Annotated in this window: 12 protein-coding genes; 4 read left to right on the forward strand and 8 right to left on the reverse strand. The window is 32.6% G+C overall.

The features are described from left to right. Positions 1-361, forward strand: a 361-nt coding sequence (locus BUA99_RS13940; RefSeq protein WP_234972978.1) for a transposase, incomplete at its 5' end; no start/stop codon positions are given. A 204-nt stretch (positions 362-565) separates the two neighbouring features. Here the strand turns inward: BUA99_RS13940 and BUA99_RS13945 are convergent. Together BUA99_RS13945 and BUA99_RS13950 are read right to left on the reverse strand one after the other, a co-directional pair. Further along, positions 566-2704 (reverse strand): hypothetical protein, encoded by a 2139-nt coding sequence (locus tag BUA99_RS13945; RefSeq protein ID WP_072993686.1) that lies wholly within the window; start codon positions 2702-2704, stop codon positions 566-568. A 688-nt stretch (positions 2705-3392) separates the two neighbouring features. Beyond that, the gene (locus tag BUA99_RS13950; RefSeq protein ID WP_072993689.1) at positions 3393-4058 is read right to left on the reverse strand and encodes an SCO family protein; all 666 of its coding nucleotides are present in this window, start codon (positions 4056-4058) and stop codon (positions 3393-3395) included. Positions 4059-4490: 432 nt separating this feature from the next. Here BUA99_RS13950 and BUA99_RS13955 point away from each other — a divergent pair, with 432 nt between their 5' ends. Next, positions 4491-6554, forward strand: coding sequence for a M13 family metallopeptidase (locus tag BUA99_RS13955; protein ID WP_072993692.1), 2064 nt, complete (start codon positions 4491-4493; stop codon positions 6552-6554). 148 nt (positions 6555-6702) lie between these two features. Then, a complete protein-coding gene (locus tag BUA99_RS13960) occupies positions 6703-8766 on the forward strand; it encodes a M13 family metallopeptidase (RefSeq protein WP_072993695.1) in 2064 nt (687 codons plus the stop codon). A gap of 57 nt (positions 8767-8823) precedes the next feature. Here the strand turns inward: BUA99_RS13960 and BUA99_RS13965 are convergent, their stop codons facing one another. The 5 genes from BUA99_RS13965 to BUA99_RS13985 form a co-directional block, all read right to left on the reverse strand. Then, positions 8824-9765 (reverse strand): DMT family transporter, encoded by a 942-nt coding sequence (locus BUA99_RS13965; protein WP_072993697.1) that lies wholly within the window; start codon positions 9763-9765, stop codon positions 8824-8826. Between the two features lies 1 nt (position 9766). Beyond that, entirely contained in the window at positions 9767-10609 is an 843-nt protein-coding gene (locus BUA99_RS13970; protein ID WP_072993700.1) for an SDR family oxidoreductase, read from the reverse strand. A gap of 280 nt (positions 10610-10889) precedes the next feature. Then, positions 10890-13283: a M28 family peptidase gene (locus BUA99_RS13975; protein ID WP_317045047.1), complete on the reverse strand. Its 2394-nt coding sequence runs from the start codon at positions 13281-13283 to the stop codon at positions 10890-10892. A 16-nt stretch (positions 13284-13299) separates the two neighbouring features. Next, positions 13300-13647: a hypothetical protein gene (locus BUA99_RS13980; RefSeq protein WP_072993707.1), complete on the reverse strand. Its 348-nt coding sequence runs from the start codon at positions 13645-13647 to the stop codon at positions 13300-13302. After that, positions 13644-15173, reverse strand: a complete 1530-nt coding sequence (locus BUA99_RS13985; RefSeq protein ID WP_072993708.1) for a bifunctional GNAT family N-acetyltransferase/carbon-nitrogen hydrolase family protein — start codon at positions 15171-15173, stop codon at positions 13644-13646. The genes BUA99_RS13980 and BUA99_RS13985 overlap by 4 nt, the downstream gene beginning before the upstream one ends. Before the next feature lie 183 nt (positions 15174-15356). On the opposite strand from BUA99_RS13985, the gene BUA99_RS13990 reads away from it, so the two are divergent. After that, on the forward strand, positions 15357-15680 hold the full coding sequence (locus tag BUA99_RS13990; RefSeq protein ID WP_072993710.1) for a single-stranded DNA-binding protein: 324 nt from the start codon (positions 15357-15359) through the stop codon (positions 15678-15680). Between the two features lie 252 nt (positions 15681-15932). Here BUA99_RS13990 and BUA99_RS13995 read toward each other — a convergent pair whose 3' ends face one another. Then, entirely contained in the window at positions 15933-17372 is a 1440-nt protein-coding gene (locus tag BUA99_RS13995; protein ID WP_072993712.1) for a nucleoside recognition domain-containing protein, read from the reverse strand. Positions 17373-17425: the final 53 nt, after the last annotated feature.

A 17425-nucleotide genomic window follows, 5' to 3' on the forward strand; every position in this document is an offset into this window, starting at 1 on the left:
TAGTGCCGTTGAAGAAAACAACAAACGGTATCAGGAAAACCCACAACTATATCGCACCAGGCAAGAGATCAACGAACATATCTTTGGAACCATTACGAGACAATGGGGCTACAACCACACTAATTTAACGGGACTAGAAAAAGTAAATGGTGAACACAGCTTAATTATGCTAGTGTACAACATCAAACGCTCCATAAACATTCTGGGCGTACCCGACTTAATAGATAAACTCAAGAAATGGAAGTCACCTTACAAAACCAAAGGTGTTATTATTTTTAGGAGGGTTTATTTAAGCCTTTTTAAGGACTTAATCGAAATGAACCTAAAATTGCTGCCTAAAAAACAAGCTTGCTTAGCGTAGTTCTATGCAATTATACAGCAATGGATTTTGAGGTTATTTAGTGAAAAACGGAGTTTTTTCACAACCTGACGTCTTGGCGCTTGGCGAGGTTGGGGACTTTTGAAACCGAGTATTTTCGGTTGAACGTAAATGTAGTAAAAAAACGCTAATTCCACTAAAACCCCAATCTCGCCAAACGGCTGTTATCTGCAGTTCTTCTTTACATTATATATTCAATTCTAAATTTTCAAAATTTTCAATTTCATTTAATTTTTGTTTTACTCTTTCTAAAATCGGATCAATAATATTTTCTTTTGCTTTGGCAGTAAGTAAATAATGGTCTTTAATTAAAGCTAAAGATTTTTCTGAATCCACTTCAACTAAGCCTAACTCAATTAATTTTGGAATTCTTTTAGACACATATTGATACGAAAAATCTGTTAATTCACCTAATTTTTTACAAGGTAAGGATACTGGTGAAAATTGACTCAAAGAATGTAAAATTTTAAATTCATCGTAATCAATATTTATAAGAGATTTAGATTCTATTCTTTTTATTTTTTGTATAATTTCTTCACTAGAAACTGACAGATTTACTTTTGTCATTGTTCCATCTTTTAAACATGTTGGACAACTCATATCAAACATTTCTAAATTTTTCTTTAATTCAAAATTAAACTCGTGACCATTTATACACTTAAACACTTGCGTTGAATTAAAGTGTTCTCTGATAATATGGTTAAGACTAAATCTAGAATCACTATAATATTTTCTTTTTTCAGTATCTTTAGGTCTACCATAAATTAAATTATGTTTTCGACATAAACCGTAGTCCAAAGCAAATAGTGTAGAAGAAATATTACTTTTATCTTTTATTTTATTGTAGGTACTTAAAAATCCATTTAATTCGAGATTATTTAATAGTTGTGCAAAATCTTCATTTACAACAAAGTGGCTTGTAGGCTGTTCTTTTCCATCAAACAATTTACTTGTTGACTTATTTATATTCTGTTTGTTAAATTTTTGCTTTTCGATTACTTTTTCCAATAAATTTATTTGACTTGCAATATTTATTTTATCATCAAAAGGTCTTGTAATATATTGATTTGCTATAAAATAACTTTCTGTTATTTCTTCGTAATACCGTTGTGCAGCATTTCCCAAAGCTGCTTTAGTAACCTTTTGATCGTGAATTAAATTTGATTCATAACAATATGATAAAATGTATCCTAATTTTCTAGGAATATTCATTGAGATTTCGAAAAGAATTTCATGTAATTCATCTTTTTTTATATCAAAAAAATCATAAAAATTTGCTGATTTAAAAAACTGTGAAGCTCTATTTTCAATTAATCGTATGTTATAATCCAAAGCAAGTTCTTCAGATTTAGAAATATTTTTGTAAATATTATAAGCTTCAAAAAAATCTAAATGGACAAAATCGATTTTTGATCGATCAATTTTACCTAGATAAAGTCTACCCCTGTATGTAGCAATTTTAAACTTAATAAAATTTTCAGATAAGTTATTTAAAGGAGCAATAAACCAATCTATAAATATTGACTGAGCTTCTATTTCAATTTCAGAAAAATCATCTAAATATAAATATAAATTTTTTACCTCTAAGATATCTTTTATAACCAAAAAATTATCAATGATTAATTCTTTGATATTAAGGAAATTTAGAAAAACACTACTGAATTGTTCTTTTATTTTTTTGGTTTTTGAAGCATCATCTGATATATTTAACTCTGGTTTGTCGGACAATTTGATACCAACATTTGAGTTATTTATAGTTTGTTTTTCAAGTTCCGTACCAATCGATTCAAATAAGTTAATATCAATTTTTTCAAAGGCATCTTTTAAGTTTAAATCAATTTTAGTCAGTTCTTCCTGAATTCTAATAATTTTAGCGGTGTCAAGTAATAAATACTTTGAAAAGAAGCCTGATGAAATAAAGTTCTCAATTTTTTTATTAATTTCTTTTATTACCTCTTTAAGAAAATTTTTATAAATTAAATACTTCGTTATTTCTTTGTTAGATATGTATTGTACTTGATTGTAGTCAAGAGTTGGTGTAGCTTTGTCAAATATAGTTTTTACATCAATATATATTGGAAATGCACTTTTTGAGTCAAATTGATCCTCAATTGATTTTTGAAAAATTGTAGATTTACCTGTACCTTTTCTACCAATTATTATTGTTGTATTAGGTAGATTAACTTTATCATTGATAGCATTATTAGGAAATAAATCTGTATATACTAATGAAATTAAACTTGTTCCCTTGGTGTCGGTTAATTCTGCCTTTTGATTTAATTTAAGGGACTCAGCAAATTTGAAAAATTCTTTAATATCGTTCATTTTAAGAAATGTGTTTTTTTGTAAAAATATATAAAAAAACTTATTAATAACGATTTGTTAACAGAATTGCAGATAACTAGTATATAGGCGAAACAAACCTTCGTATATCCACCCAAATATGGGTAGATTGGCGAAGGTTTGTTTCGCTTTATTGCTTTTCAAATAGATAAATAATTCTTTACAAATCATCAAATGAAATTTTATTTTGATTACTGTTTCAAGGGGTAAATCGCTCTTAAATTTTCTTTACTTTTCCATTTAATTTGCAACACGTCAAGTATATTCAAGATGTTGTAGGTCGAAATAACCGTTTTACTTAATTATAAATAAGAATTGTTTAATCGTTTGTGCTAAGATAATTGACAGGCCAAAGCGGCAATCATTATTAATTTTTTTAGACTATGGCAATCACCTTTAGTAGCTATCGGAAAAAAGAGTTTTGTAGGATGTGTTTTTTAAAAGTAAAATAATAAATTAAAAACTATTGAAAGTACAGTTATTCAATAGAAATCTAAAAAATTGATTTTAGTTATTGATTGATTTCAAAGCGGGAAATAACATTCTAAATAATCGATAAGTAAAGAGAAAATTGTCACTTAGTATTCTTTTAAAAAAGACTACTTTGACCATCGTTTTGTGTTGAACAAGACAATTCAGTTTTGTATTAAATCTATCTAAAGGTTATTTTTTATTCTTTGCTTAGAAAAGTGATGTCCTCGATTAAGCGTTTCATATCCTCTTTATCTGTTCCGTCATAAAAACCACGAACTCTCTTTTTAGCATCAACTAAAACAAAATTTTCAGTATGAACCATGTCGTATAGTTCTTCTGGTTTGCCTAGTTTTACTGCTAAATAGGATTTTCGAGCCATTGCATAAATTTCTTTTTTATCTCCTGTGACTAAATTCCATTTAGAATCATCTACATTATGCTCTTTGGCGTAAGCCTTCAAAACAGGAACAGTATCAGTCTCTGGGAAAACGGTGTGAGAAAGCAATTTTACTTTTGGATTATTGGCGAAAGCCGTTTGGATTTCAGATAGATTTGTAGTCATTTTTGGGCAAATGGTAGCACATGTGGTAAAGAAAAAATCAGCCACATATATTTTACCTTCATAGTCTTTTTGAGTGATTGTTTTTCCGTTTTGATTGGTAAACGAAAAATCAGCAATGGTGTGGTACTTGCTTTTGTACTGAACCGTACTATCTACTAACTCGGGGTTTACATCTGCGGGATTAAATATGGGCAATGTTTTTTTTGGCTTTAAAGCCGAATAAAATAATGACAAAACGATTACAGAGAAAACAACAAAACCCCCTAAAAAAAGACCGTATTTTTTTAAAAATGCTGACATGATTCAATTTTTATGCAAAAGTACAACAACGTGATTTGTTTCTCATTCATATTAACAGAATCTTAGTCCGTGTTGATTGTTGAAAAAGGAAATAGAATTGAACTTTTTACTAAGAAGGATTTAATGTTTTATGCGACAAGAGAAAAAATTAATTTTACTTACAATAATTTCAAAATTTCTAAGCATGACTACCTGTTCAATTTTTTACAATAGCAATGTAATTCCCAATGGTTTTTTTAAAACTAAATAGTGTGACAATGGCTATAAACGAAAAGAGGTATTTCACGATTCATTTTATTTAATTCAAAAATAGTGATACTATTTGGCAAAGTTTGCAACTAATGTTATAGAAGGCTGAAAGACAATTAGGTGAATTGTATATTTTCCTAAATTTTATCAATAGCTTTGTAATTGTAATTAAACTTAAATAAAATGAAAATAAAACTGAGTAAACGACTTCTTTTTGTGATTCCTGCAATTATGGGCTTTTCTGTATCTCAAGCGCAATCTAACGCAACAGTTAAGGAGCCAGGAATTAATATTGCTAATATTGATAAAAAAGTCAGACCTAATGACGATTTTTTTAGATACGTAAATGGAATTTGGCTAGACAAAACCGAAATTCCAAGTGATCGAACTTCTTGGGGAAGTTTTAACGAGTTACTGAAAAAGACAGATAAGGATGCAATGGATATTTTGAAGGAAGCTTCTAAAAATCCAAAATATAAAGCGGATACGGATCAAGGAAAAGCAATCAATCTTTTCAAAACTATTTTAGATACCGTTGCAAGAAATAAAAACGGTATCACTCCTTTACAACCATATTTAGCTAAAATTGATGCTATAAAAAACACTAAAGATTTAGAAAAAGTATTAATTGAAATGGAACCTATCGGTGGAATTGGTTTTTTTGGCCTTTACGTCGGTGCTGATGATAAGGACAGTAATAAGAATTCTGTTTTCTTAGGAACTGGTGAATTAGGATTACCAGATAAAGATTACTATTCAGCAGATGACAAAGATTCTAAAGAAAAACGTCAAAAATACGAATTGCATATTGCAAAAATGCTACAGTTCATTGGCGAAAGCCCAGCTAAAGCTAAAGCAAGTGCGATAAAAATTTTAGCGCTTGAAATGGCAATGTCTAAACCAAGATTAGACCGTGTGGAGCAAAGAGATGGCAGGTTGCAATATAACCCAATGACTATAGCTGATTTGCAAAAATTAACGCCTGCTATAAACTGGAAAAATTACTTTACAAGTCTTGGATTTACAAAGTTAGATACGGTGATTGTAAGTGAGCCAAAGTACATGAAGGCCTTGCAAACTATTTTTAAGGAAAATAAGGTAGAGGACTGGAAGGAATATATGAAATTTACATTGTTGCAAAGTGCAGCCAGTCAGTTGTCTCTTCCGCTGGAAGCGGCCACTTTCGATTTTTATGGTAAAACATTAACTGGAGCGCTTAAGCAAAGACCTCGCGAGGATCGTGCACTGCAAAAAATAAATGGCTCTATTGGTGAAGCGTTAGGAAAATTATATGTAGAGAAAATGTTTCCGGCTGAGGCCAAAGCAAAAGCGGAACAAATGATCCAGAATGTAGTTTTAGCATACCAAAACAGAATCAATAATTTGACGTGGATGTCTGGCGATACTAAAGTAAAAGCGATTGAAAAATTAAAAAAAATAACCATCAAAATAGGGTATCCTGATAAGTGGAAAGATTATTCTGTTTTGAAAATTACAAGTATTGAGAACGGAGGAAGCTATTTTGAAAACGAACAAAATCTTGCTCGATGGGCTTTTCAGGAAGATATAGATAAATTGTACAAACCAGTTGATAAAACAGAATGGGGAATGTCTCCACAAACGGTTAATGCGTACTACAATCCTTCCTACAATGAAATTGTGTTTCCAGCAGCGATTTTGCAACCACCATTTTACAATTACCAAGCAGATGAAGCCGTAAATTATGGCGGAATAGGAGCCGTTATTGGTCATGAAATCTCTCATGGATTTGATGATTCAGGGGCGCGTTACAATGCTGATGGAAATTTATCTGACTGGTGGACTGCTGAAGATTTGAAGCAATTTACAACTTTAGGAACTGCGCTAGCGGATCAATACAGTGCGTTAGAACCTTTACCAGGCACGTTTGTAGATGGTAAATTTACTTTAGGAGAAAACATAGGTGATTTAGGAGGCGTGAACGCAGCTTATGATGGTTTACAACTTTATTTAAAAGCAAATGGAACGCCAGAATTAATTGATGGTTACACACCACAGCAGCGTTTCTTTATATCGTGGGCAACAGTTTGGCGTACAAAAATGCGTGACGAAGCAATTAAAAATCAGGTAAAAACGGATCCGCATTCTCCCGGAATGTATAGAGCTTATGTGCCAGTTCAAAACATTGACGCATTTTATGATGCCTTTACTATAAAATCAGGTGATGGAATGTTTATCCAGCCTGAAAAACGTGTAAAAATTTGGTAAAAATTTAAGCAGAAATTACAATTTTTAATCCCATTCGCTATTTTTAATAGTGTTTGGGATTTTTTAATATGCAAACCATCTAATTTTTAACAAATAATTAAAAGATTTATTGATAGCTTTGTGAGGATAACTGATTAACTACAAAAAAATGAAAAAAATGAAAAATAAGCAATTGCTTTTTGTCATTCCTGCAATTATGGGTTTTGCTATGGGTCAAGCCCAAAACGCTCCTGCAACTAAGGAACCGGGAATCAACGTTAATTACATGGACAAAAAAGTAAAACCTAGTAACGATTTCTTTCGTTATGTAAATGGAACTTGGTTGGACAATACTGAAATTCCAAATGATCGAACTCGCTGGGGAAGTTTTGATGAATTGCGTAAAAGAACGGATGCTGATGCGCTAGCAATTCTAAAAGACGCCACTACAAACCCAAGTTATAAATCTAATACTGATCAAGGTAAAGCGGTAAATTTATACCAAACCATCTTGGACACAGTGGGAAGAAACAAAGCGGGAATCGCTCCACTGAAACCATATCTAGCTAAAATTAATGCGGTAAAAAACACTAAAGATTTAGAAGCTTTACTGATTGAAATGGAGCCACTTGGTGGTATTGGATTCTTTGGTGCTGGCGTAGGGACAGATGCAAAAAACAGTAGTCGCAATGTGGTTAATTTAGGACCAGGTGGAGTGGGACTTCCGGACAGGGATTATTACGTTTCTGAAGATGCCGATTCTAAAGAAAAAAGGGCTAAATATGTCCTACATGTTGCTAAAATGTTGCAATTTTTAGGAGATTCTCCAGCAGTTGCTAAGGCTAATGCGGATAAAATATTAGCTCTTGAAACTGAAATGTCTAAACCAAGATTAGATAGAGTAGAGCGCAGAGACCGACGTAAATCATACAATCCAATGACGGTAGCTGAGTTAAGTAAATTAACGCCATCAATCAACTGGAATACATATTTTACTAAAATAGGATTAGCAAAGGCAGATACGATTATTGTTTCTCAACCTAAATACATGACAGCTCTAGAGACAATTTTTAAAGAAAATAAAATAGCAGACTGGAAAGCATACATGCGCTGGAGTTTACTAAATAGAGCTTCCAGCCAGTTGTCTACCACTATCGAAAATGCAAATTTTGACTTTTACGGAAAAACCTTAACCGGAGCTGTTAAACAAAGACCACGGGATGAAAATGCGCTGCAAACGATCAATGGAACTTTAGGAGAAGCTTTAGGAAAATTGTATGTAGAGAAAAAATTTCCAGCTGAAGCCAAAGTGAAAGCGGAGAAAATGATCAAGAATATTTTTATAGCTTTCGAAAATAGAATCAATAATTTAGCTTGGATGTCAGCTGAGACTAAAGTTAGTGCGGTTGCTAAATTGCACAAATCAAGAATCAAAATTGGTTATCCTGATAAATGGAAAGATTATTCAGCTTTGACAATTAACAGTCCAAAAGAAGGTGGGACTTATTTTGAAAATGCTAAAAACTTAGCGCAATGGCGTTTTAATGAAAATATAGCTGAGTTGAATAAACCAGTAGATAAAGATAAATGGGGAATGTCACCACAAACAGTGAATGCTTATTACAATCCATCTAATAATGAAATCGTATTTCCAGCAGCAATCTTACAGCCGCCTTTTTACAATTACCAAGCGGATGAAGCCGTGAATTATGGTGGAATAGGTGGTGTTATTGGTCATGAAATCTCCCATGGATTTGATGATTCTGGATCGCGTTACAATGCAGATGGAAATCTTGTAGACTGGTGGACAGCTGAGGATTTAAAACAATTTTCATCTTTAACAGGAGCGCTTGCAGCTCAATACAGTGCACTTGAACCATTGCCAGGAACTTTCGTAGATGGTAAATTTACTTTAGGTGAAAACATAGGTGATTTAGGTGGTGTAAATGCTGCTTATGATGGTTTACAAATTTATTTGAAAGAAAACGGGAACCCAGGTTTAATTGATGGTTATACACCTGAGCAACGTTTCTTTATTTCTTGGTCAACAATATGGCGTTCAAAAATGCGTGATGAAGCACTGAAAAACCAAGTAAAAACTGATCCGCATTCTCCAGGAATGTATCGTGCTTATGTACCATTGCAAAACATAGATAATTTCTATAAAGCTTTTGATATTAAAGCAACTGATGGAATGTATATCGCGCCAGAGAAAAGAGTTAGAATCTGGTAATAAATTTTTAATAATGTATAAATCCCATTCACCTCGGTGAGTGGGATTTTTTATTTTTTATGGAGTGGCAATATTTTTTTTTCGAGCTCTTCGTAATGAATAGTTTACTAAGTATAATCCAAATAAGGTGACGCTTCCACCAATTGCAATTGCTGCATTTAGTATTTCTCCAAAAATTAAGGCACCTAGAAGAACAGCAACAATAGGATTTATATAGGAATAGATGGTACTAATTTCAGCCGGAAGGTTTTGAAGAGCGTAAATAAATGCAATGAAAGTAAGTATCGACCCAAAAACTACTAAGTAAGCAATAGACCACCAAGACATAGCTGGAATTTCGCTTAAAGGAACTGATAATCCAGTGGCGCCAGCATAAGCAAAAACGATAATGCTAGACAAAAACATTTGTATTCCTAAACTAAAATAAGGATTAAATGTAGCTGCTTTTTTCTTAGTGTATAAAGTGCCAAAGGCCCAAGTTAGTGTAGATACGATAGAAATTATTATTCCAAATCTAAAACTTGGATTTAAAAAATCACTCAACCGGTCGTAAAAGATGACACAAATACCTGCAAAGCTAATAAATAATCCAAATACAGATAAGTATGATAAACGACCTCCTCTAAAAAAAGTAATAATAACAATCCATAAAGGAACACAAGCGGCAATAATAGCGCCTAAACCACTACTGATATATTTCACACCCCAAGTGCTCAAAGCGTTGCTTAAAACAAAATTAAGAATACTAAGTATTATGATAGTTTTCCATTGCTTTCCTTTAGGCCAAGCCGCTTTTTTAAATAAAAAATAGGCAATGTAGAGTGATCCTCCTAGAAATTGTCTAATAGCAACAAGCTGTAACGCAGGCATGTGCTTGACTCCTTCCTTAGACGCAATCCATGTGGTTCCCCAAAAAAAACTGACAAAACATACTGCTAATATGGGTAGTCCAACAATATTTACCTTGGTAGAAATGGCATTCTTAATTTTAGTTTTCACTTTACAATTTTGGTTGCGCAAAAGTATATTTTAAAAGTCGCAGAACTTTGTCATTTTCAATAATTTTTCCAATGGATGGCTTCAAATGATCAAATATTGGCAAAGCCAGATTTAATTCGGCTGCTTTTTGAGTATAATATTCTTCTCGCGAAGGATGAAAAGAGGAAACTGCATTAAAAGTTTCATTCCAAAAATCCATTTCTATGATTTTAAGAATAATGCCAATACAATCTTCTTGATGAATTAAATTAACGGGAGCATTAGGATTTGCTATATTTTCTTTGCCTGCTAAAAACGTGGCTGGTTGACGGTCTGAGCCAATAAGTCCTCCAAAACGAACAGCAGTTATTTTAAAATTTTTATTACTTTGTAAAAGTTGTTCAGCCGCAAGCAATTGCTTACCACTTTCAGTATCGGGTTTTGGATTTGTTGTAGTAGTAACTGTTTTTTGGTCTTCGCCAAAAATAGAAGTGGAGCTGACAAATATAACTTTTTCGATAGTTGATTTTTCGATAAAAGGAATGAGTATCGCTATTTTATTTACAAAAGTTTTTTCAAGAGCTGTAATAGCACCTCCGCGTAGTTTAGGTGGGATATCGATAATTAATATTTCGCTTTCACTTAAAAAATCTTGCATTGCTGCTGAAAATATTTTTCCTTCTGCTGAATCATTATTTAAAGTCACCGGAACATCAATCAAAAAGGGTTGAATTCCTGCATTTGTTAATGCTACAAGTTTTTCAGGAGTTGTAGTTGATCCGTTTATTTGAGCTCCGTTTTCGAGTAAGGCTTTCGCCAAAGGTAAGCCAAGCCAACCGCAACCTAAAATGCTAATTTTTTTCATTTTTTAATTATTATAGTCGATTTGCGTCTGCGTTTATTGATTGTTTTTTTAATGAGCTAAAAATTAAATTTTCTTGTTAATTCCCGCAGCAATTGCACTCAGTTTATCTCATTAAGCTTCTCGAAATACTTCTTGCGGTTATAAATAATACGATCTTTTTGACAAGCTCGGAGCGAAACGCGTGTTCTTAATAGCTATACAATTTTCACTGAAATTCTAAACAATAGTAAATATTAAAAATTAAAATAAAATATAGGGTAACAATTTGGAATGAAATATTCTAATTCATCTGCAAGCTATCTTCCACTACTGTTTTTTTTGGTTTAAAATAGCGTTTTGTGATAATTGGAATTAAAGTATCTACCGCAACTACTGGGCTTGGTTTTATTTTCTGTTTAATCACCACAGCATCGTTGAGGACAAAAGGAGTGGGCATCATCCAATTTTCTCTTTTTTGCATCTTGAAAATGGGATTTGTCATTAAATCAAACGAACTTTCTAATAATTCCATGTCTAGTATTGAACTAGAATTAATACGAAATTCCATTTCTAATGGCGCATTTTCTACCACGTAATAGCTGACTATTTTTTTGCCCTTTCGCTTTAACAAGGCGCTTTTTTGATTTAAAGTTGTTACGCCATTAGCTTTAAAATTATAGATAGCCATTTTATTATTAGCGAAAATATCATACCTATTTACATTTCTATTGGGTGAAATTCGGATTTTCAAATACCTTTGATTTCCTGCAGTTCTATTTTCAAGAAATTCAATTGTGGGTTTTACTAATTCTTTTTTAGGTGCTTCAACTAGATACGTAAAACCGGAATTATATTTACTAAACAGCGGAATTGCATTAAGTGCTGTGACTTCTTTTGGGTTTTCGCCTAAATAGGTTTTCGTCCAATTATCTAAATTAGTGTCGTAGGTTGCCCAAGTAGCTTTATCGGCGTCAGCATCATAAATGTATAGTAAACTATTTGATTTTGCTTTTCCAAATTCATATCCCGAATCTAAATGCGCTTTCGTAAAAAATCCTATCGAAAGAATTAAAAACAATAGGGCCCACATTCCCTTTTTGGCGAAAGCCCCAAAAACAGGCAGCAATAAAGTGAAAGTTAAAACGGTAAGAATAGCACTTCCAAAAAGGACTTTTAAGCCCAAACCAATAGGGAACATTTGGATAAAAGGAACAATTATTATCAAAGCTGGAATACTAAGAATAAGATTTAGTACTTTGAATGATTGCTGGGTAACAATAAAAACTCCAAAAACAATAAGACCAAAATAAACCGGGATTATTAAAAATCCAGCTCCTTGTAAACTAAATGCTAATAACCCATTAATCACAATCCAGATAAATAGAGGAGCTACGTAATGGCTTATGGATAGCTTGTTAATAGAGAATCGCTGGTAAGCAGCAAAACTTATGGCTATTGATAAAAGCACAAATGCAGCAATATATTCATGCCCATTGTAAGTAAAGCCATTTAGTAAATCATTGTATTGCGGATAAAAAACAAGAAGTGCTTTCCAGCCAATAAACGTAATTAATCCTGCTATAGTAATTGACAATAACAAAGGAATAAATCCTTTTAAAATATCTTGAATTGTTATTATTTTTTTTGCAATTGCTAATACAACAAGAAAAATAAATAATAGTAAAGCAGCGGCTGCCATCACTAAAACCCAACTAAAAGGATAGCTTATAAACGTATATGGAATGGTGAAATAGACGTAATCTTCACTCGCTTCTGTTTTTGATAAATCAGTGTTGGAAAAATATTTAAGCAATGGCATTAAATAAGAACCTTGATGTGCTAAAGTGTTTTTATCCAAATGATTTAAATCATCTTGAGCAGTGTGATAATTATAATGATCATCAATGAAAGCAAAATTATAGCCTTTAATATTACCTTGTTCTCTAAAAACGGTTAGATCAGTATCATTAGGTAGCATTTTATAAATACTATACATTAAGGAATTAGATACTGGAAAAGTTGCATTTGCAGCAGCAAATTCCTGAACTAAACCAGCATTACCGCCGTTAGTTTCCATAAGCATATAACTTGGCCCTGAGGAGCCACGAGCTTCAAAATTCAATACTAAACCCACTTCTTTAGCCCACTGATGCTTTGAAACAAATAATGCTGCACCATTTAAACCCAATTCTTCCGCATCAGAAAAGAGGATGATTATGTCGTTTTTATGAGCGGTTTTGTTGTAAATAAAAGCGCGAACACTTTCAAGAATTGTGGCTACACCTGATCCTGCATCACTTGCTCCGGGCGAGTAGGAATGTGGTGCGCTATCATAATGTGACAACAGCAACAACGCTTTTGAACTATTGGTTCCTTTTATTCGGGCTAGAATATTTTTTGATTTCACTAAATTTCCCCAGTCACTTAAGGTATAACCTTCTTGTATTGAAGTTTCTAGGCCTAATTGCTGTAGTTCTCTTTGGAGATAAGTTGCAACTATTACATGATTTTGAGAACCTACGTAATGCGGTTTATTTGAAATTTCGGCAACGTGATTCAGTGCTCTTTTTGTGGAAAATTCAGTTAATGTACCTTCATCATCCGATGTCATTTGAGGCATCATGGTAAAGAAAAGCAATCCCAAACAAAAGGAGATGAAAAGGATTGCGATTAGGGGGAAATAGGTTTTTTTCATTTTGGTTTGGAGGTTGCTAAATGTCTTTCTTGACTAGAATATAAAAATCGTTATCTAAAACCATGTAGCCTTGGTCATAGAGAAAATAGTAAGTATTTCCGGTTTTAGTGACTAAAATATTTGTAAAAAACTCAAAATCAAATCCTTTACTCAGCAACTTAGCTCGCGTAGTTTTTGATTTTTGTTCTGTGTTGAGTTCTATTAGAATACGATAATTTTTGCGCAACTTGTTGTTTATGTTGCGCATATAATTAGTGCTATCCTTGTTTATTTTATTATTGTACGCATTGCGACACCCATCGCTACAGAATTTTTTATCCTCCCGTCCTATAATTTTCTCTCCGCATTCTAAGCAGGCTTTCATGGATTTATTTTTTTGATGTCGTATAAGTCGGTTCTTCTATCTTTCAATATTCTAACGCTACCATGTTCATGAAGTTCTTTAAGTAAATCTAAATCAACATCTACAATAAGGGTCATTTCTGTATTTGGAGTAGCTTCTGCTTTGATTCCATTACTTGGAAAAGCAAAATCAGAAGGAGTGAAAACGGCTGATTGTGCATACTGAATATCCATATTATTTACTTTTGGTAAATTTCCTACACATCCGGCAATGGCAACATAGCATTCGTTCTCTATTGCTCTTGCTTGTGCACAATGTTTTACCCTTGTGTAGGCATTTTGCGTATCCGTTAAGAATGGAACAAATAAGATATTCATTCCTTCATCAGCCATTAATCTGGATAATTCTGGAAATTCTACATCGTAACAAATCATAATTCCTATTTTTCCGCAATCCGTATCAAAAGTTCTAATTTTTGATCCGCCTGTCATTCCCCAGTGTTGAACCTCGTTTGGAGTAACGTGAATTTTAGCATACATTTCAGAAGTTCCATCTCGTTTACATAGGAAACCTACATTATACAAGATGCCATTTTCTAAGTACGGCATGCTGCCTGTAATAATATTGATGTTATATGAAATAGCTAATTCTTGAAAGCGTTTGCGAATAGGTTCTGAATGTTTGGCTAACTCTCTAATAGCTTCTGCTTCAGATAAATGATTGTAGTCAGCCATTAGGGGAGCGGCAAAAAGTTCCGGAAATAAGGCAAAATCGCTACCATAACCAGAAACAACATCTACAAAAAATTCACATTGTTCAAAAAGAGCTTCAAGATTATTCAATTGTCGCATTTGCCACTGAACTAAGCCTAATCGAATGACACTTTTTTCGAGGTTTATAAGCTTCGGACTTTCATCATAATAGATATTATTCCATTCTAATAAAACAGCAAATTCCTTAGAATCAGTATCGCCCTCTAAATAATTTTTCATCACCCGAATCACATGAAAGTCATTACTCAATTGAAAAGAAAGAACAGAGTCATGTAATTCTTTTCTTTTTACTTTTTCAATATATATTTTTGGAGTTAATGTATCGGAATGTTGACCGTAATTTGGAATTCTTCCAGCAAAAACTATCGCTTTTAGATTTAATTGTTCACACAATTCCTTTCGAGCATCGTATAATCGTCTTCCCAAGCGAAGTCCTCGATAACTAGGATGTATAAATATATCTATACCATATAAAACATCTCCTTTTGAGTTGTGAGTTGAAAAGGTATATTTTCCAGTTATATCAGAATAATTATGGTTTTTATCAACTAAACTTTCATCAACAATTAGTGATAAGGCTGAGCCAACCACTTTTCCGTCTACTAGTATTACTAATTGTCCTTCAGGAAAAATGCTTAATAATTTCTCTATGTGGTGTTCTCGCCAGTACGAACCTGCCATTTCTGGATAGGACTCCACCATTGAGTTTTTTAATTCTTTATAGTCGTCAAATTGAAGATTACGTAATTCTACTTTATTTATTTTGGTCTGCATAAATTATATTTTGTTCAAATATAGCCATTTAATTTCCATTTACAAACGCTTACAATTAGTTACAACCGAAAGTAATTAGTTAGCAACCGATTAAAGTTTTGAGGTCGTCGCATCTTTGCCCTGTTGATTCGAATGAACGATTTGACAAATAACTATAAACACTAATATTTAAATTTACACGCCATGAAAAACACAGTACAATTAATCGGACATGTAGGACAAGATCCAGAAGTTAAATCACTAGAAGGTGGAAAAAAATTAGCGAATATCTCGATCGCTACTAATGAAGTTTATTACAAAGAAAATGGTGATAAAGTTGAAAAAACCGAATGGCACCGCGTTACAGCCTGGGGAAAAACTGCTGAAATCATTGAAAAATATGTAACTAAAGGAAAAGAAATAGCTATTGAAGGTAAATTAACACATCGCAGTTATGACGATAAAGATGGTGTAAAACGTTTTATTACGGAGGTCGTTGCTAATGAAGTGTTACTTTTAGGAAAATAATAAACAAAGCTGAATTAGATTTACAATCTATTTAATTTATAAAAAAATGCACGAATTTCTGGAATGGAAGTTCGTGCATTTTTTTTGTTTAGAAAATTGAATTTAACATCATTAGTGCTATGTTGTTTATGACATGTAAAATCTCTAACGAAGTCTAATTATTATTTGAATTCTGTCAACGATGCTTTAAAAAATAAAAAGATATCACTAATAAATTAGAGAATGGCTAGGTTAATAATGCAGACTATTATTTTAGAAAAACCAAATTGCTACAAATATTGCTGTAATAACACAAATTAAATCTACAAGCAGCATAGTTCCAAGCGTGTATCGAGTGTTTTTTATGTTAACCGAACCAAAATAAACGGCGATAACATAAAAAGTGCTTTCGGCACTACATTGAAAAATACTACTTAATCTTCCCGTAAGAGAATCAGCACCAAAGGTGTTCATAGAATCGATCAGGAAACCTCTTGAGCCTGCAGAACTAAAAGGACGAAGCAAGGCCACTGGCAATGCATCTGTAATTTCTTTATTTACTCCCATCGCCGAAAAGAAAAAGGCAATTCCATTACTGATAATTTCAAATAATCCACTGTTTCTAAACAATGAAATAGCAACTAACATTCCTAAAACATAAGGAAAAATAATAACTCCCGTTTTTACACCATTGTTTGCTCCCACAACAAAAGAGTCATAAACCGTGGTGCTTGCTTCCGTGAATTTTTTTTCATTAATGAATGAAAATATCAACGTAAAAGCTACAATTCCGATTAATATCAAAGCAGAAAGATTAGATGTAAAATAATTTTTCCCTACTAAATCTAAATGACTTACATACATCAATAAACCAATAATTCCCGCAATAAGAGACATTAAGACTGCCACTAAAGAAGCACTTTTAAAATTGATTTTTTGTTTGATTCCTACAATCAAAAATGCCGCAATTGTACCAATAAAAGAAGTAATGATACAAGGTAACATAACGTCAGCTGGATTACTGGCATTTGCGGCAGCTCTATATCCTATAATTGATGTGGCAATTAAAGTAAGCCCAGAAGCATGCAAGCACATAAACATAATTTGCGCATCACTCGCTTTATCTTTATCAGGATTTATTTCTTGTAAACTCTCCATAGCTTTTAAGCCAAATGGAGTTGCGGCAGAATCTAAGCCTAAAAAATTAGCAGCGAAGTTCAAGGTCATATAAGAGATAGAAGGATGGTTTTTAGGGATACTTGGAAATACTTTGACAAATACAGGACTTAATCCTTTTGCTAATTTTCCAGAAGCTCCAGAAATAATCAGTAACTCCATCAATCCGCAGAAAAAGGCTAAATAGGCAATTAATGGAATAATTAAGTCTAGTAGTGTGCTTTTACAGGTGGGTAATAAACCATCTGATTTTTGAACACCGCTGTAGATCTTTACGGTTTTATTTTTAAAAACGTAAGTCGTATCGGCGTTGCTTTTATCCATATCAACTATCATAGTCTGATCTGGCGCATTCATAATACTATCTTTAATGAAAGCAGGAAGTTGCTCCGCATATTTTTCAGAAACTAAGATAGGATCGTCTTTTTTACCATTCAAAACATAATCAATGGTGTAAGTGTTAGCTGAAAACAGACTGTAAACAATGAAAAGAATAGAAGAAATAAAAATAACCAGCCAAAATCTACTTAACACCATAATTTAAAATTTTTGTAAATGTAATATTTTGTTTTTTGATAATATAATTACAA

It is taken from the genome of Flavobacterium segetis, from assembly GCF_900129575.1.
GTDB lineage: Bacteria > Bacteroidota > Bacteroidia > Flavobacteriales > Flavobacteriaceae > Flavobacterium > Flavobacterium segetis.